This window comes from Symmachiella macrocystis, from assembly GCF_007860075.1.
Classification (GTDB): Bacteria; Planctomycetota; Planctomycetia; order Planctomycetales; family Planctomycetaceae; genus Symmachiella; species Symmachiella macrocystis.
Map to the genome: position 1 here is coordinate 4148399 of NZ_SJPP01000001.1, position 18621 is coordinate 4167019.

Sequence of the window (18621 nt, forward strand, 5' to 3'; positions counted from 1 at the left end):
GTAAGACCAATCGCTACTCCCCAAACGGACTCCGCCGATTAGAAAAGATCACATGGCCGAAGCGGTGCGGGGTGTGGAAGCTGGGGACGTCGGTGTCGGCTGGGGACCATTGGCTGTATTGCATGTTTGTGTCGCCGCCATGGCGGTTGAGATTGAGGTTCCATTGGGTCCCCGGCTCGGGTGGGGTGTGCGGCATGTAGTTGCGGAAATTCTCGAACGGAATGGCGGCTTCCACGATCCAATAACCGTCGGTGTCGCTGTCATCGTTGAGCGTACCGACGTAGGTCCCGGCGATATTGACGCCGGCCGCGTCCCATTTCTTCGCCCGCGGTTGCTTGGGACCGTTCGGGCGATGGTTGTCGATGTAGCCGCCAATGACGTTCCACTCGACGTTGAAATAGACGTTGGGTTTTTTGGGGTTGGGGGCGAACATCACCTCGAAGCAATCGTCCTGCGAGATCGGCCCGTCGTGCTGTTTGTGGCGGGCGGTGATGTGGGCGTCCTGGCAGATGTGGCCGACGTACAGATATTTGTCGTCCCACAGCATTTTGGCGACCGACTGTTCTTTGCGGCCCGATTTGTACCAAGTGAAGTGCAAATCGCCCATCGCCGGAGCGGCAATCCAGGCTGGTTCGTCAAGCTTGCCGTCGAGTTGGATCGGCTCGGCGGTGCGGAGGATGTCGTAAGTCGGCGGTTGGAATTTCGTTGCCGGCTCATCAGCTGTTATCGGCGTTACTAGAAACGTAGAAACGGCCAGGAGGGGAAACCAGGATCGGTGCATGATATTCTCGTTGAAAAGGGATCGCCATTGTCCGGCTTGCAGTGTACCGAGATTCTAGCGTCTGCTAAAGCCGGTGATGCGTGATGTGACTTTAAAAAAAGGTCTCGCGCAGAGACGCGGAGGCGCAGAGAGAAAGAAGGAAAAGAGAAAGAAATATTGAGGACAGTCTGGCTGTGGAACCTTTGCGCCTTGGAGTCTTAGCGCGAGGTTTTTTTCTTTCGGGGATGATATTCCAATAAGTCGTTTGCTTGCCGATTGTTGTCAGGCGTCGTAGGTTAGCAATGTGACCGTCGTCTGATTTGCAGCATGCGGTGCGTACTCAAGGGGGAAGGCTGATGAACCAGTTTTGGGTTTTGCTCTGCGCGGCTCTGTTGTGGTGCTCTGGGATGGGATCGCTGGCGGGGGCGGAGGTGGTGATCAACGTTGTGGATACTGCCACCGAGGCGGCGGTGCCTTGTCGTGTGCATCTCCGGGATTCTGCTGGTGAAGCGGTGTTGAGCGAGGCGCTTCCTAGTTATCGCGATCACTTTGTTTGCCCGGGGACGGCGACGCTGGACTTGCCGGCGGGGGAATACACCTACGAAGTGGAACGTGGACCGGAGTACGTTGCAGCGACCGGGATGTTCACGGTCGTCGACGGTGCGAAGAACGACGTTGCTATCACCATCGCCCGCATCACCAACATGGCAGCGGCGGGGTGGTGGTCGGGGGAATTGCATGTCCATCGGGACGTGCAGGATATCGAACTACTGATGCAGGCTGAGGATCTGCATGTTGCTCCGGTGGTTACCTGGTGGAACGATCGCAATGTTTGGAAGGACCAAGCGATTCCCGACCCACTGCTCGTCCGTTTCGACGGCAATCGGTTTTATCACCTGATGGCCGGTGAAGATGAACGCGAAGGGGGGGCCTTGTTGTACTTCAACCTCGCACGGCCATTAGAAATCATGGGGGCGACACGCGAGTTCCCCTCGCCGATGGCGTTTCTCCAAACCGCGCGACAACACGACCAAGTGTGGGTCGATATTGAAAAACCCTTTTGGTGGGATGTGCCGATTTGGCTGGCCAGCGAGCAAGTCGACTCTATCGGACTGGCCAACAATCACATGTGCCGCAGCCGCATGTACGAAGATGAAGCTTGGGGCAAACCGCGCGACGAGACACGGCTTCCCGCCCCGCGCGGCAATGGAATGTGGACGCAAGAGTTGTACTACAAGATCCTCAACAGCGGCTTGCGGATTCCACCGTCGGCCGGCAGTGCGTCAGGCGTGTTGCCCAATCCAGTGGGATACAACCGCGTCTATGTGCAACTAGACGGCGAGCTGACCTATGAGGCTTGGTGGGCAGGTCTCCGCAACGGCCGGTCGTTTGTCACCAACGGTCCGCTTCTCAAAGTCACCGCCAACGGTAAGTTGCCCGGACATATCTTCAAGGCGAAAGCCAACGGGCAGTTTGATATCAACCTCGTTGCCGACATCACTGGCCGGGATGAGATGGATGTGATTGAGGTCATCCAAAACGGCGAAGTGGTTCAGTCCCTCACGCCCCATGCAAAAAGTTACTCCGGTGAACTGTCGGCGATCACCTTCGATCGTAGCGGATGGTTTTTGATTCGGGTTCGCTGCAAAAACCCACGCACGTTTCGCTTTGCCTCGACGGCACCGTATTATGTGGAGATTGGTGATGAGCCGCAGCGGGTCAGCAAATCGGCGGCGCAGTTCTTCGTGGATTGGGTCGAGGAACGAACGGCCCGCGTGAAGTTGACCGATCCCCAGATGCGGCGTGCAGTGTTGAAACATCACACAACGGCACGCGAATTCTGGCAAGATCGCGTTGAGGCCGCCAATGCGGAATAGTCACAAAGACAAATCACCTACCCGTTCAGTTCAATGAATTAGGATTACGCGAATGTCATTCCCACGCCGTCTTCTTTTTGTGCTCTTTGCCATGTTGCTATCGGCGACGAGTGCGGCACCGATTGCTACGCGCCTGTTGAAGGCGGCGCCGCGTGAGGTTAAGCCGGCGCCTTACACGATCTATCGTACGGCAACACCGATCACGATTGATGGCAAGCTGGACGAACCTGGTTGGTTTGCGGCGCCGAGCGTGGGAGAGTTTCAATTTGCCTGGTACAAATCGGGCAAGCGGGAGCAGACGGTTGCGAAATTTCTGTGGGACGACAAAAACCTGTACGTCTCCTTTATTTGCCAGGACGCACATATCGCCGGCACGCGGACCAAGCATGATAGCGACGTCTGGGAAGATGATTGCGTTGAGGTCTTCACCGCTCCCAATCCCGATCTGCCGATGGCCTATTTCAATATTGAAATGAACGTCCGCGGGGCGCACTTAGACGGGTACCACCCCTCAAAAAAATTAACGCCGCTTGAGACGAATTGGAACGCTGAGGGTATCCAAATCAAAACATCGGTTGTCGGCACGCTCAACAATGACAGCGACACGGACACCTTATGGATTCTCGAAGCAGCAATTCCCTTTGCCGCGTTCGCCCACGTCGCCAAGCACACACGGCCGCTACCGGACGATGTGTGGCATCTCAATCTCAATCGTCTTGGCGGCAACACGAACAGCCAGTACAGCCAATGGTCACCGGGAACATCCACCAAACCTCAATACCACCGCCCGCAAGATTTCGGCCGCGTCATATTTTCGGACGCAACGCGCCCCGTACAGGAGGTACGTGATACGAAATAGGCTCCGGCATCATTGGCCACAGATGAAACACAGATGAAACACAGATGAAACACAGATGAAACACAGATGAAACACAGATCAAACACAGCGTTTTTTTATATTCATCACGATCCCAACCAGAGTTTGGGATCCGACGTGTTCCAAGAGCAGATTTCATCCGTGTTCAATCTGTGGCTAAATTGCACCGCTAAGATGGCGAAACTCGCGGTGCGGATTGGTGGGCGATCAGGCCGGCGAGGTAGCCTCCCTTGAAACCGGCGTCGATGTTGACGACGGTGACGTTGGCGGCGCAGCTATTGATCATGCCCAACAGTGCCGCCAAACCGCCGAAACTGGCGCCGTAACCAATGCTGGTGGGAACGGCGATCACCGGGCAAGCGACATGTCCCCCGACGACTGAGGGCAAAGCTCCTTCCATCCCGGCGGCGACGACCACCGCATCGGCGCCGACGAAATTTGGTTTCTCCTGCAGCAAGCGGTGCGGACCGGCCACACCGATATCGACAATCAACCGCACGTTGCAGCCCATCCAACGCGCGGTTTCGACCGCCTCCTCCGCCACTGGACGGTCACCGGTTCCGGCAGTGATCACCACTACATTGCCGACCGGTTCGGGGAGAACGGGTTGAGGAATTCGTATCGTACGAGCAACGCCGTTGTGCTGGGCCTCGGGAAACCATTCCAGCAAACTCTCAGCTTTGTCGGCTGACAGTCGTGTGCCGAAACAGTCCTGCTCCTGCGCGATCAACACGCGAAAAATATCGGCAATTGCCGCCGCCGTTTTCCCCTCGCAAAAGACGACTTCCGGAAAGCCGCAGCGCTGTTGTCGATCGACATCGACCTGTGCATCGTGTGTGCCAACGCTCCGCGCCGTTTCCAATTGCTCAATCAGCCCCTCGGGGGAGACGTCGCCGCGACTGAGTGATTCGAGCAGTTCCAACAGTTGTGTTTTTTCGATTTCCACGTGATTCTATTTCGCGTTGTTCTGCCCGCTATTTGAGCGGGTGCTTTGGTGGTGGAGTGTCTAATAGCCGACGGCGGCGCCGTCTTTACGCGGTTCGGTCCCGCCATGAATGGTGCCTTGCTTGTGGTCAATCATAATCGCTTGGTAACCGCCAAAGCCACCGACGGAGCGTTCGACACGATGCCCCTTGGCTTGCAGGGCATCGATCGTCGATTGCGGGATGGTCGGTTCGACATTCACAGTTCCGCCTGCGGCGTCCATGGGAATGTCGGTGGGTGTGCGCGAGCCCAAATGCCGGATACGCGCCGCATCCCCGGCTTCTTGAACGTCCATGCCGAAATCGATCATGTTGATCAACACCTGCGCATGTCCTTGCGGCTGCATGTCGCCCCCCATCACACCGAAGCACAGCCACGGTTTTCCATCCTTCGTCGCCATGGCGGGAATGATCGTGTGGAAGGGACGTTTATGTGGTTCTAAGCGATTCAGGTGGTCTTCTTGCAGCGAAAACAATGCCCCACGGTTTTGCAGGACAAACCCCACGTCTCCCGGCACGACCTGCGAGCCGAAACTGTAGTAGTTGCTTTGAATCAACGAACAGCAATTGCGGTCTTTGTCGACGACGGTCAGATAGATCGTGTCACCATTTTGCAGGATCGGATCGCCCGCCGGCACATTGGCCGCTGCCCGAGCAGGGTCAATCAATTGGCGGCGGCGGTCCGCATAGGGTTTGGAGATCAACTCAGCGGTTGGCAGTTTGTTGAAGGTTGGATCGGCATAGAATTTCGCGCGATCGGCAAAGGCCAGCTTTTTCGCTTCGACGAATAGGTGTGCGAATTCCGGGCTGTTATGCCCCAGCGATTTGATGTCGTATGGCTCCAACAGATTCAAAATCTGCAGCGCCGCAATCCCCTGGCCATTGGGGGGGAGTTCCCAGATATCGTAGCCGCGGTAATTTGTTGAAACCGGTTCGACCCATTCCGAGGTATGATCTTCAAAATCGCGGAGGGAAAAATAGCCCCCGTTTTTTTCGCTGAAGTCGACAATCGTTTTAGCGATGTCTCCATGATAAAAAGCGTCGCGGCCTTGTTCGGCGATTTTACGGTAGCTGGCAGCTAGATTGGGATTTTTGAAAATTTCCCCGATAGCCGGCGCGCTCCCGCCGGGGAGGTAGGTCTTCGCCGAGTCGGGCCAAGCACTGAGCGATCGCAGCGAGCCTTTCCAACCGAGGCCGATGATTTCGCTGACGGGAAACCCCGCTTCGGCATATTCGATGGCAGGTTGCAAAATCTCTTTGAGCGGCATGGTTCCAAACCGCTCATTGAGTTCCGCCCAACCATCGACACATCCCGGCACCGACCAGGCGAGCGGGCCTTGCGTGGGAATCTGCTTCAAACCTTGCTCGGCGACAACTTGGCGATTCAATTTGTAGGGGCTGCGTCCGCTGGCGTTGAGGCCGTATAGCTTTTGCGATTTCGCATCCCAATAGATCACGAACAGATCACCGCCGATGCCACAGCTCATCGGTTCGGTCAGCCCAATCACGGCGTTGGCAGCGATGGCAGCGTCGGCGGCATTGCCCCCCGCTTTCAGGATATCCAACCCCGCTTGCGCGGCCAATGGTTGGCTGGTGGCGACGATGCCGTTTTGGGCGATGACTGCTGATCGGCTTTGGCGTCCGTTGGGCGCCGGCCGCACGTAGCCGCTGTCAGCAACGGCTTGTTCCGTATCGAGATAAGGTTGAAAGTCCCTCAAGATTGCTGCTCCACAAAGAAGGTACAGGACCGCAATTCCACAAATCAGTCGCTGTCTGGTCGGGAGATACCGCATATCGGCCGCCGTTCTCAGGAAACACAGGGAAACAGGGGGAAAGCAAACAAGTCACAGTTCAAGTCGTTTCAAAACCCTGGAGCACGACCCGCTGACACGGATCTGCAAGTGAACTGATCTTACAAGGTACCGGAACAAGCCCTGCCCGGTTTTAAAACTGGTTTTAGCCAGTTTGTCGATTCGGCGGTCGAGATTCAACCGCGCATCTCGAAACGCTTGAGCCTAGCTCGCGCCTCACAATCGGAAAAACCGTCAAATCTTTCCAAATCGGCTTTAGCCGTACGATTGAAACAACCGATACCAACGACAATGGATGATTTGTGTGTGTCTAGGTCGGTGATGAATCATCGGCTTTGCCACAGGGCTGCGACGGAAGTTGAATCCTCTTGGGGACCCTCAAGGTCCTACGGGAGAATTCAGAAAGCGTCTCTCAAAAACCACTTTTCCGGGCCAAGTACCGGTCAGCGATGTTTCGGTTTTCGGGATGACTCGTCGCAACGGACCGGTCACTACTTTGAATGAATGAGGTATCTAGGATGCGAAGCGGGATGTGGATGCTCGCGATGGCAACCATCGTGGGAATGACCAGTGCGGCCTGGGCCGCAGACCAAAACGCGGGAGTGGATGACACCGCCTCACGCTACGAAAAATTCTTGGCAAAAAAAACGAGTGCCAAAAAAAGAACGAGCCAAGCCGTACGCCGCTATAGCCGCGATCGTGCAACCGCCGTCAAAAACTATCGAAAACTCTTCGAAGCTGAAGACGAGAAAGCGGTGCAAGCCACCGCGAAGGTGAAAACTGACGACGTCAAAGACGTACGTCACGCCGATCACCGTAGTGACAATCAATTGGGTCGGGACGAGAAAGTTCGTCAGGCCTCCGGTAAAATTGAGGTCGCTCCGAAACCTCCGGTTTACAACGCCGGCCACTTTTTCGATGAAGGGGCTCGTGCAAAAATCAACCAGACCCGTGCGGTCGACTCGGCCAGTACCAAGCCGGCCATTGATTTTGTTGAGCCGTCCGCTGCGGACAAGCGTGTCTCGACCACCGCACACTCCATCGTCCACTCGACCGGAACGCCAGCGGTCAATTTGACATGGAAAATGTATGATGAAATCAATGTCGGTCAAGAATGCGAATGCAGTCTGATCGTTGAGAACACCAGCGACGCTGCCGCACAGGAAGTCATTGTTGATGCGACATTCCCCAACTCCGTCCGCTTGCTGGACGCCGAGCCCAAACCGGCCAACAGCGTCGAGCGGTTGACCTGGGAATTCGCTGAATTGGCTGCCGGTTCCAAAACCGAAATTCGCATTCGCTTGATCCCAAGCATTCCGGGAGAATTGGCGACGGCTGCGAATGTTCGCTTCACGGGAACATCGATTGCCAATTTCCAAGTGGACGAACCGTTGCTGAAAATCGAAATGAAGGGACCGGAATCTGCTGTCATCGGCGATCCGACACCCCACATGGTGACTGTTTCCAACCCGGGAACTGGTGTGGCTCACAACGTCGTTCTGCAAGCCACGATTCCCGAGGGACTGAAACATTCCAAAGGGACCGACCTGTCCATCGGCGTCGGTTCATTGGGCCCGGGTGAAAGCCGCTCGATCCGCCTCGCCATGGCGGCTGTCAACGGTGGCGAACACATCGTACTCGTACAGGCCACCGGCAAAGGCGGCTTGAAACAACGGGCCGCGTCCCGTATCGACATTGTCGCGCCCAGTCTGGACGTGAACATCGACGGACCTTCACTGCGGTACATCAATCGCCGTGGCAAATACAGTGTGACCGTCACCAACGACGGTGGTGCTGCTAGCAACAACGTTCGTGTCTACCACGAAATCCCGGCCGGATTCGAGTTTGTCAAAGCCAGCAATGGCGGCAAAGCGGATTCAACGGGCAAAGGTGTGACCTGGTATGTCGGGCACTTGGACGCCGGACAATCGGTCGATCTGGACATCGAATTGCTGGCCCGAACCATTGGTGACTTCAAACACCACGTTCGTGTGACATCGGATGAGGGCAGCCACAAGGAAATCGAAATGGCTGCCAACGTCGAAGGCAGTGCTGCCTTGGTCATGGTCGTCGACGACCGGGACGATCCGGTCGAAGTCGGTGCAGAAACATCGATCGAAGTGCGTGTGGAAAACCGTGGCTCCAAAGCCGCCGCCAACATGGGCATCTCCATCGAACTGCCCAACGGTATCGAGTTGATCAACGCCGAAGGCCCCTCGGCTCACATTGCTGAGAATGGCCTGTTGGTCTTCCGCTCGATTCCGGAATTGGGACCGTCGGAAACGGTGACCTATCAGCTCCGCATCATCGGTAGCGATGCGGGCAACTTGCGGTTCCGTGCCCGGTTGACCAGTGACTCGATCCAACAGCCACTGATCGTTGAAGAACTGACGAAGTTCTACGGCGAATAAAAAGAGACGTGATCCGAGGGCCTACGCCCACGATCATCCAGAAGCGTCAGCCCAGGCCGTTCACCACGCGTGAACGGCCTGGTGTTGATATCGGGCTGGTTTTCGAAGGATTCACCGTCTGTGCAAAACCGCCAAGTCAGTAGAATGCTCAGAAGCGATTACGATTTAGGTCGCTTCGATGAGACTGTCGTCACTACCATCGATCCAGGGGACCGTATTCGGGGCGAATGTTCGCTTGCCGAATTTCTGGGTTCTCATTTCTCGCGGCAAGAATTAGCGAACGCGAACGAATCATGACTTGCGGCGACGCGGGTCGTGTTGTTTCAAGTCGGCATGACTTTTCCCGGATTATTTCAGCGTTTCAGAACTTCGTACCGGTCTTCGATATCATGCCACTGGCCCATTCCGAGAATCAACTGACTCCTATGAATCGTTCGAAGCGTCTCTTTGGTTGGTGTGTTGGTGGAATGTTCGCCGCTTGGACGCTCTGGTCTGTCTTGATGGCGTTCGTTGGCGAACCGTTTTCTTCGCCGTTGCTCCGCGCCCTGGTTCGCGTCTCCGTCGTCCTCATCCCGGCACTGGCCTATGTTCATTTTGTGGTCCAGGACCGTGAAGACTTTTGGGCATTCCGCCGGAACTGGCGACAGGGGTTGCTGGTGGGGGCGGTATTGTCTTGCTTATTCGGCGTTTTGATTGTGGCGCAAAATTCCGGACGGACATTCGCGCTACCTGTTGGATTTGCCATTTGGTTTAATTTCATCATCGTGTCGCCGCTCGTCGAAGAAATGATGTTTCGCCGCGTGATCTTGGTGCACCTTCAGTCGGTGACTTCTACGTTGCGTGCGATTCTCTTGGAATCCTTACTCTTCTCCTTGCTGCATCTTCCCTGGTGGTTTCTGTCCGGAGAACAACAAGGCGTTGCGCTGGCCACGGCTTTGGTGTCGCTGTTTATTTACGGCGTTGTTTTTTCAGTCGCAGTGCATTACACAAAATCAATCTGGGCCGCATTGCTTCCGCACTGGATCAATAATTTGATCATCCTGAGCTTTAATTCGTAGCTCAGTCCTATTGAAGGGAAGGCACCTCAGGTATTAGGCAGCCGCGTCACACCTATCAAGCTTGAACTAACCGTCGGTTGGATAGGGACTGGGCGAGGGGGAGCTGGCCTTCTCTAGGGCTTCGACGGACGCTGAAAGGCGGGGGTCGTCTTCGACAGCTTTTTGGAATCTGATTTTTGCCGCAGCAAAATCCTTCTTGTGGAGATCGATTTCGCCCAGTCTCAGGTTGATGGCAGAGCGTTCCTTGCCGGTTTTGGCAAGGGAAAGCGCCGTTTGAAAACGGTCGGATGCTTGTTCGAGATTGCCCTGGTAAAGATGGATTTCAGCCAAGATTGTATGCGCGTCGAAATAGTCGGGGTGCTGTTTTAGCAGCTCTTCCAGTCGATTTGCCGCCTCATTATTGCGTCCGAAGTTTGCCAATAAAATGGAAGCCCGCAATTGCGCTCGCCGGTCGTCCGGGACGGTGGCTGCAATGTCTTGCGCTGATTGAAATTTCTCGTTTAACCAGCTGATCTCTTCTGGTTTTTCAAGGCGTATCGGTTTGCCGACAACGGTCTGAGCGTAGCTCTTGTCCATCTTGTCTTTTTGGGCAGTCGTCAACGGCGGGTCAATCAGGTCGGATAGGAATAACAAGCCTAAGACAACAATCGCCGGCGCCCACTTGAGAGCATGAGAAGACCTGATGCCTGAGAACCATTGGCTCCGTGGCATAACCGCACCTTGGGCCAAGCCCAGATTGGCTTGGTTGGTTTTTTCGCGGACTTTCCAAATAAAGCCATCGTAGTAATAGTGCAGGATCGTTGATGTAAAAAGTACGCTGTAAACGATGCTGCTGATCGTGCCATCCTTCACCAGAGGGGCAATGTAACCAATGGTCCCGTAAGCAGTGATCAGCCCCAAATACAGCAACACCATTCCGCGGCGGAACACATAGCGCATGAAGCGGTTCAATTTGGGGTTTGCGTTGACGCTGCGGCAGTTGTACAGCCAAACAATCGCCAGATACTGCACATCATGGCAGATGTCAAACAGGGCAATGCCTAAGATTAGCTCATCCACAAAGCACATGGCGATCCACCACGTGCCGATGCCGCTGATCAGCATCACGACCTTGAGGGGGTTCGGTTTCGGTCCGCGTCGCCATTGCACGATATAGTTGACAGTAAAGCCGATAAGCACCGCAACACAAATTGCCAACGCTCCCCAGCGCACTGTGGTCAGCAATGTCGGTGGGATCAATGGGCCGCCTGCCGAATACCAGTGGCCTAAGGTGTTCGAGACCTGTTCTGGACGCATGAGACGGGCGGTCGCAAAACCACACAGGCAAACCAACCAGTCCCAATTCGCCGTTGCCTTGGCCGTCGATCCCACCTTGGCGTCGTAAATTCTCACGAAGCCGTAAAGCTGCATGAACCCGTGCCAAGTCGCCCACACAAGGATGATCAGTCGGTAGAGATCGAAGTGGTAGTTGTAGAGCGGAAAATACGCTAAGAACACCAGGGGAGGGGCAAGAATAAATCGCAGCTTAAATCGCTGGAAGAGGTCGCGATCCCCGTAGGCTCTGATCATCCCGGGCAAATGATGGCCGGTGGCGAAGAAGGCCGTTACGATCAGGGAAATGGTCGCGGCGTCGACACCAACGGTGGATGATGAGAGCAGAAACACCGCTGGGACTGCTATCAGTGGCGTGAGCAGAATCAACAAAGAATCTACTCGCCAGTTGATCATCCAGCGTCGCGCAGAATCGGTTGGCACCGCATCTGGCCGTGATGTTACAGCAGAGGTGTCTGACACGGACAAGCCTCAGAATACAGACCAGCAGCCATGACCATATTCATCGCCATGGTCATGGCATACAAGTCACCCCAATTGCATCGCTCAATCAATAACTTCACTCGCGAGCGCAAAGTAACGTGTAGGCCGCCTGGGTATTGGCAGCCTATTCCCCGACAAAGGGACACGCCTGCTCTGCTTGATTACAGTTCGTAGTTGACGTCGACTTGCGGGGAACCGCTTTGGACACTCAACGTGAAATCATTTTTGTTTGGATTGCGATATTTTCCTTCAAACTGGTCCGGGCCATCGTCCTTCCCCTTGCCTTCCGCTGCGATGTGCTTGAACGCAAGTCGGTATTCCCCCGGGACCATACCATCGCAGGGAACGTATTTGGTCCAGCAGTATGTTCCATCCGCTTTAGTTTGAGTTTCAGCAACCGGTTTCGCTCCGCTTGCTTCAGTATATGCAGAAATTTTGACGCCGCCTGTAGGTGTCCCGTTCACGGTGACTTTCCCGCTAACTGGAACGACTTCTTTGAGTTCGTCTACCTCCACGCCAGCTTGCTCTGCGATCTCTTGCTGGCTGATTTCTTTTTCATGACCACAGCCAGCAAGGAGTAGCATGGCCGACAGGAGCAGCAAAACATCTTTACGAAAAAACATCATCATCCCTCGTATGACATTACTCAAGTGTGAACTATTTGTTTACATAAAAGCCACCAGCCCGGCCGACGCCGGGCTGGTGGAGCAATTCACGGTCTAACTAACTCAGCAGGAAAGTATAATAATACTCGCCAGCAAACGATTAAAATTCACCCGTAGTTGCACCATCTTGGAAAGCGTGCAAGTTCAACAAGGTGGTACGTTCTGTACTTTGGCTGAGGAACTGAACAGATCCATCAGCGAACAAGAAGAAGGCTCCGCCTGTGTGGAAGCTATAGAAGTTATACTTGCTATTGCAGTTGATCAGGCAGGTACCACCCGGACGACCACCCGGACAGCCAGCGGTAAAGTCGTAACCTGCAGACCCCATTCCACCGCGGCAAGCGCCAGGTGTGAGTCCACGCCAGAAGTGTCCAGTACTCCACTGCCAGTCATTCCAAGCCGGTCCCATGAGGCCGGTACCTTCGTCCAACAGATCATTAACCGGTTTCCCCAAAACCCATTCTTTTGAGTCAGGAGAAGACTTTTCGCCGATGATGAACGTGTTTGACGTTCCGTCGACGATTTGACCGATTTTAATACCGTCGGATCCGGCTTCGCCCACACCGTGTTCGATGTCAATAATTCCTTGACCGCCATTCAAGTCGGACGACAGCCAGTCAGCAATTCCGGTGTAATCCAAAGCACCACCGGTGTAATAAACCTGGGCACCGTAGCCAGAGCTCAACCAGTCGTCGAGGTACGGAGCAACCTTGTTTGAGGGGTGCGGAGAAGACGGGCAGATAAACGCCGGGATAACAGCGTTCAGGGCAGCCGGATCATGAGCCTGTGTCCACACACCAGAAGCGTTTCCACCTTTGGTACTCACGCCAACACATGTCGGAACGCCAGTTCCGTCAGGATTGAGTGAACCCATCATGGTATCAAACTTAATACCTTCGTAGACATTGCCTTGGTCCATGTAGGGCAAAATGCGTTCGACCCACGTATGGATGTTACTGTCGATTTCGCCGCTATCGGTCCGTGGTCCCGGACCTTCGCCAATGTCAAAGGTTGAATCACCAGCGTTGGCTGAGAAGGCAGCCGGGAAGCGACCAAACACATCGTGATAATTATGGAATGCAAGACCAATTTGCTTGACGTTGTTACGACAAGCTGTTCGGCGGGCCGCTTCGCGGGCCTGCTGAACGGCCGGCAAGAGCAGCGCGATGAGGATTGCAATAATCGCAATCACCACCAGCAACTCGATGAGCGTAAACGCTCGTTGCCGACTTCGTAATTTCGGATTCGACGGTGTCATCATGGAATGTTCCCCTTTGGGAAAAGAGACAGAAAAACGGAGAAAACAGAGAAAACAACTTGTCGCCTTCAACCAAGCAATGCAGTGACCTAACTGGGGGCGACGTTTAAAACCGTGAATTTTGCCCAAACCGGACTTGGAATAAAAAAAGAAAAAACCTAACTCTCTATTCACAACCCAGGGCACCGCAAACAGCCACTGCGAGTTCACCTAACACTTGGTCGACCAGAATTGGCTCGAAGCAGCCCATTCAAGTCGGGCGAATGTAGATGATTAACTAGCTTGGATTCTTGAGAAATGATCTTAGCAAAACTAGCTAAACCATAGCCGTATTGCTGTGTTACACAAAAAATAAAGAAACTTTCTTGAAGCATCCTAGAATGTCGAATCGGGGACTGAAAGTCAAGTGATTTCCTGGAATTGTCGTCAAAATCAAAAAAATGCCCCGAGCTATAAACGACCATCGATATGAAAGACACCGATTGTGAGTTCAAGCAGTATCCATAGCAAAAAATGGTTCTTTGAAAGTCGTTTGTGATTGCATTGTTGCGATTTTGCGTTCGCGTTGTTTTTTTTCCCCGCATGTGAAGTCATGCCAAATTGAAGGCTGGACTAATTCAATCCTGGGGGCATTAGGGAAGTGGCTCTAAAAACCAACTGTCCTGACCAATAGTCATTGGTTTGGGAGTCGGTAGTTCGTCGCCGGTCAATTCCTTGACAGCCCAGAGCAGAGCCATTCGCAGACGCATCCCTGAATCGTCACTGCCTGAAGTTGCAAATAGTGAATCATCTAGCGCGAATCGACGCAGCATCGGGGCGTGATCGACAGCTTGCATTCGAGCAAGAGCAATGGCAGACATCTGCTTGACGAGAGAGACTTCGCTGGGGCGGGGCTCAAAATCAAGGATTCGATCGGTGAAGGCGTCTTCGAGCTTCTCATCGCGGCTGCCTTCGTTGATCCGGCCCAACGCCCAGATTGCAGAGCCTCTTGAAAGATTATTCATCCGGACGCGCTTAGGGATATACTGGACTAGCAACGGTGTGGCATCTTTTGCCTGTAGCGCGCCTAACGCTTCAAACAGATGGGCCACCTGCTCATCCATGCCCGGTTGATTGGTGCTTTTGCGTCGTTGGGTCAATTCTGAGGCTTGGGCAATCAGGGCGGGAATGGTCTCTGGGACCGCTAGTTTGCGGAGCGCCCAGGTGGCGGGAAGCCGAACTTCCACGCGCGGGGACTCCATCAATTCAATGAACCGATCAGCTGCTGGTTTGTGTTCGAGTGCTCCCAGCAATAATGAGGCTTGCTCTTGTCCTTGCCATCGGTCTTCGGCGAGAACCTGCATGGCGGCTGCGCGAATCGGTTCGTTCAGGTCTGGTTTTTCCGATAACTTAAGAAGACCCTCACTGATTTCGCTGCGAACTCCGGGGTGCGGATCCGCCATCAATTTGCTGAGCGGCACGATGTGATCAACCGCCGGAAGCTGCAGCATGGACAGCGCTCCCAGCCGCCGGACTTCCGGATCGGGGCTCTGCATCGCTTCTTCCGCCATGGGCAGTACCAGGGCGTAATCGATCTCGTTCAGCCGTTTCAATGCAGCGGCGGCAATCGCTGGCTCGTCATGATCGGCCAACTCAGTGATGAGTTTCTTGGCTCCAGCACTCGAATGACCGGCGAGAAGGCGAATGGCGCAAAATTGATTGATGAACCGAGGGCTTCTGGTGTCACCAGCAAGACGCTCCGCATCTTGTTCGAGACCGGACTCCGCGATCTTTCCTGCTGCAGTTGCTGCCTCCAGGCGTACGGCCGAAGTGCGTGTCAGGTCATTTGCAATCGCGACCAAGCTAGGCAAAGCGGATTGGTGTTGGAGTTCACCGAGACCACGCATCGCCAGAACCAGGTTGCGTGGGCCTGTTTCCTTCGCGGCAAGGCGCTCCACCCAGACCGTTTTTGCTGCGGGATTTTCCCAGGCGGCTAGGGCGGGTTCAATGAGTTGCGCCAAGTCAGCTCCGTGGGACTGCGATGTCTCGAGCAGCTTGTCGCTCGAAGCACGCGAGTCCAGAGCAATCAACGCGCGAGCCGCCGCATAGCGTGCGGTCGGGTGCGATTCCTCAGCCACGAGGATTTCCTCAAGCCGGGGAACCGCTTTGTCCAGACCGGGAATGTCCCGCTGGCTCGCGCGGGCGATCGACTCAGCCGCCATGCGCTGCATGTCGATCTCGGGGCGATTGAGTGCCTCCAGCCACAGCGTTGTCAGGTTGGGATGGATATCCTTGACAGGCTCGGGGATTTGAATCCCCGGATCGGAATCCATCAGGAAATCAGTTTGGATTTCTGCAAAGGCCACTTGCCCGGCACAACAGAGAGAGGCGAGAAGCCATGCCGTTGTACAAAGCAATTTCAGCCGACGGTAATGACACATGCAAGGTCGCTCACTGGGGTTTTGAAATATGATAGGCCCAGGCAGGCAACACGATCAAAGATATTAGCGATCCGATTCCCATAAACCACCAGTTTGCGGGAATGAGATCGTAGTTATCAAAGCCTGGCATTCTGATCGCCGAAAAGGCAGCAGCAATCGAACTGAAAGATAAAGCCGTTTCTACAACACGATGTCCAAACGGGGCGTCTTTGCCCATCCAGACCAATAATGGCAAGCAACAGATGGACAGCAAAACTCCGTAGGCACTGGCAATCGCAACGGCAGAGCGACGGAAAAAACAGCCGACGGCCGCACTGCAGGACATTGCAAAAAATGCGGTGAGCACCAGACAAACAATGACGCGCTGGACCTGCAGGCTCATTCCCGGTTCGATGTAGGCAATCACCATATATCCCGGCATGGTGGCACAAAGCAGGAGCATCAATGGCAAAATGGCGCTGAGCAGTTTGCCCCAAATGATGCGGGTCATGGACAGGGGTGTTGTCTGTAGCAATTGCCAGCTTCCAAATTCGCGTTCCGTGCTGAGCAGCCCCGCGGACAGGCTGGGGGCGATCAGGACGATCAATGCGACTTGCATCACAACCATGATGCCGCCAATCGTTTCCACGCCCCAGTCAGTCGTGCCGGCGGTCGTCGCGTATGTGAGTCCCAAGGAGAGCATCGCACAGACGGCGACTAGTCGCAGGAGCCAGTTCAGTCGCCCGAATTTGCGACAGCGAAACTCTTTGACCATCACGGGATTAAGAAACAACGGGATGGGCTGGGACCGTTTCTGAGGATCCACCAGAAAGAATATTCTTCGCAGGAGCTGACCGGACTTGGAGAGGTCATCGCTCATCGTTCCGGAGGCCCGCGATTTGTCGAAGATTTTGTGATTCAGGCGACTAATTGTCCAAACTGACGTAACGACGGTGCAGAGCAGAGACCAGACCGTGAATTGTCCCATGACGTTTGTTTTGGTCATCAACCCTTGGCCGCCAATATCCGCCGCACCGGTGAGTGACGTCAGCGCCGCCAAGGGGGACATACTACGTAACATTTCGCCCAGACTGGCTAGACTGCCTTCGGTACCTTGGAAGAAATAGTGGGGGCCCAAAGTCAAAACGCACGTCACAAGCACAATGCCATAGGTAATGCGAATCGCCGAGTCGACCGATTGCGCGTAGCTGCTCACGAGCAGGCCAATGGCCGTGTATTGCAGCGCCACAAGCAGGAGCAACAGGTAGACTTTTCCGATTTCTTCGTACAGCGACAGGCCGCCCATCGAATAACAGGCCCCTGCTGCTGGGAGGCTCATAGCGAGAATCATGCCCGCCAACGACAACGACGCCAGCAGTTTTGCAAAGAAAATCCGCACGGGACCTAACGGAGTATTGAATAGCAGGCCCAGCGTGCCACTTATTTTTTCGCTCACGATGCTCGCTGCTGGAAACACCGGCAGCAATAACAGCAGCGTGGCCATCAGCCCATATCCGAACAAGCGGAAAATCTGCTGCGAGCGCGCTCCTAGCAGCGCGACTTGTCCGTCGGTTGGCCAGCGGGCGGCAATCAACAGGGCAAACAGCGTCGCTATCGCAATCTGAAAAACAATCATCCGTCGGCGACGCAGCGGCGTGACCAACTCTCGCCTCAACACCGCACTAAACATCTGACGTTACTCCAGCAGGGCTCTTTGTTGAGGAACTTGGTGGTGTCGATGTGAACGACATAAACGCTTCTTCCAGGTCCGTTTGAACTTCACGAAACTGGCTCACGAAGACACCGGCCTTGAATAGCTTGACCAACATTTTGGCGAGTTGTTCTTCGGTACTCGCAGTTCGAAAGCGAACGATCGATTCGGCGCGAGCCTCAACCACTTCGGCACCATCTTCGATAGAGGCTCGGATGACTTTGGCGGCCGATTTCACGTCCTCTGCTTTGAGGAGGTGCGCTTCCACAGTACGTTGCTGGCTGACGAGGCTGCCGATGTCTTCGACCGTCCCAAATGCTCGCAATGTCCCGTTGGTAATAATCGCGACCTGCTGACAAATACGCGCCAATTCCGGAAGGATATGGCTAGTCACCATCAAAGTCTTTCCTTGCCCAGCCAATTCGATGAGCAGATCTCGCATTTCGATGCGTGACTGCGGGTCGAGACCGTTGACGGGTTCGTCTAGGATTAAGACTTTGGGATCGTGCAGTAGCGTGCGGGCTAGACCCACACGTTGCTGCATACCGTGACTGAGACTTTCGACGAACCGATCCTTCATGTATTCGGTATTTGTCATTTGCATGACATCCTTGATCCGCGAGGCGCGCTGCGCGGTGGACATCCCGAAGGCGGCACCAAAAAAGTCAAGGTACTCGCTGACGCGCATGTTGTCATAGGAACCGAATTTGTCGGGCATATAGCCGACCAATCGCTTCATCTCCCGGGCATCCTCGACACAATCCACACCGTCAATAGTGGCGGTTCCTGAAGTCGGGCGGCTGAGCCCCACCAGGATTTTGATCGTTGTCGTTTTGCCCGCGCCGTTTGGACCAATGACACCTAGGATTTGGCCCGCATCCAGGGAGAGGGTCAAATCATTGAGTGCCGTGAAGGAACCATACCGTTTCGTCAAGTTTTTAATGTCGAGAACGGGTTTTTCGCCGGACTTTTTAGGCGATGCTTTCGCATTCATGC

The 18621-nt window shown here is 54.6% G+C and carries 13 protein-coding genes; 4 read left to right on the plus strand and 9 right to left on the minus strand.

Features of this window, described 5'->3' with window-relative positions:
• Nucleotides 1-13 precede the first annotated feature (13 nt).
• Nucleotides 14-781, minus strand: a complete 768-nt coding sequence (locus CA54_RS16220) for a carbohydrate-binding family 9-like protein (protein WP_146371854.1) — start codon at nucleotides 779-781, stop codon at nucleotides 14-16.
• A 335-nt stretch (nucleotides 782-1116) separates the two neighbouring features.
• Between CA54_RS16220 and CA54_RS16225 the strand changes: the two genes are divergently transcribed.
• Both CA54_RS16225 and CA54_RS16230 read left to right on the plus strand, forming a co-directional pair.
• Nucleotides 1117-2637: a CehA/McbA family metallohydrolase gene (locus CA54_RS16225; protein WP_146371855.1), complete on the plus strand. Its 1521-nt coding sequence runs from the start codon at nucleotides 1117-1119 to the stop codon at nucleotides 2635-2637.
• 52 nt (nucleotides 2638-2689) lie between these two features.
• On the plus strand, nucleotides 2690-3496 hold the full coding sequence (locus tag CA54_RS16230) for a carbohydrate-binding family 9-like protein (protein WP_146371856.1): 807 nt from the start codon (nucleotides 2690-2692) through the stop codon (nucleotides 3494-3496).
• Nucleotides 3497-3683: 187 nt separating this feature from the next.
• Here CA54_RS16230 and larB read toward each other — a convergent pair whose 3' ends face one another.
• Nucleotides 3684-4460 (minus strand): nickel pincer cofactor biosynthesis protein LarB, encoded by a 777-nt coding sequence (larB, locus tag CA54_RS16235; protein WP_231963086.1) that lies wholly within the window; start codon nucleotides 4458-4460, stop codon nucleotides 3684-3686.
• A 60-nt stretch (nucleotides 4461-4520) separates the two neighbouring features.
• The gene (gene ggt, locus CA54_RS16240; protein ID WP_231963087.1) at nucleotides 4521-6215 is read right to left on the minus strand and encodes a gamma-glutamyltransferase; all 1695 of its coding nucleotides are present in this window, start codon (nucleotides 6213-6215) and stop codon (nucleotides 4521-4523) included.
• Between the two features lie 638 nt (nucleotides 6216-6853).
• On the opposite strand from ggt, the gene CA54_RS16245 reads away from it, so the two are divergent.
• Both CA54_RS16245 and CA54_RS16250 read left to right on the plus strand, forming a co-directional pair.
• A complete protein-coding gene (locus tag CA54_RS16245; RefSeq protein WP_197532503.1) occupies nucleotides 6854-8719 on the plus strand; it encodes a DUF11 domain-containing protein in 1866 nt (621 codons plus the stop codon).
• A gap of 425 nt (nucleotides 8720-9144) precedes the next feature.
• Nucleotides 9145-9777, plus strand: coding sequence for a CPBP family intramembrane glutamic endopeptidase (locus CA54_RS16250; protein WP_197532504.1), 633 nt, complete (start codon nucleotides 9145-9147; stop codon nucleotides 9775-9777).
• Between the two features lie 66 nt (nucleotides 9778-9843).
• Here the strand turns inward: CA54_RS16250 and CA54_RS16255 are convergent, their stop codons facing one another.
• From CA54_RS16255 to CA54_RS16280, 6 genes are all read right to left on the minus strand, one after another.
• Complete coding sequence (locus CA54_RS16255; protein ID WP_146371860.1) at nucleotides 9844-11505, minus strand: tetratricopeptide repeat protein; 1662 nt, start codon at nucleotides 11503-11505, stop codon at nucleotides 9844-9846.
• A gap of 248 nt (nucleotides 11506-11753) precedes the next feature.
• Entirely contained in the window at nucleotides 11754-12221 is a 468-nt protein-coding gene (locus tag CA54_RS16260) for a hypothetical protein (protein WP_146371861.1), read from the minus strand.
• 136 nt (nucleotides 12222-12357) lie between these two features.
• Nucleotides 12358-13518 (minus strand): DUF1559 domain-containing protein, encoded by a 1161-nt coding sequence (locus CA54_RS16265; RefSeq protein ID WP_449342982.1) that lies wholly within the window; start codon nucleotides 13516-13518, stop codon nucleotides 12358-12360.
• A 629-nt stretch (nucleotides 13519-14147) separates the two neighbouring features.
• Nucleotides 14148-15827, minus strand: a complete 1680-nt coding sequence (locus CA54_RS16270) for a HEAT repeat domain-containing protein (RefSeq protein WP_197532505.1) — start codon at nucleotides 15825-15827, stop codon at nucleotides 14148-14150.
• A 118-nt stretch (nucleotides 15828-15945) separates the two neighbouring features.
• A complete protein-coding gene (locus CA54_RS16275; protein ID WP_197532506.1) occupies nucleotides 15946-17604 on the minus strand; it encodes an ABC transporter permease in 1659 nt (552 codons plus the stop codon).
• Nucleotides 17597-18619, minus strand: coding sequence for an ABC transporter ATP-binding protein (locus tag CA54_RS16280; RefSeq protein WP_146371864.1), 1023 nt, complete (start codon nucleotides 18617-18619; stop codon nucleotides 17597-17599). The genes CA54_RS16275 and CA54_RS16280 overlap by 8 nt, the downstream gene beginning before the upstream one ends.
• Nucleotides 18620-18621: the final 2 nt, after the last annotated feature.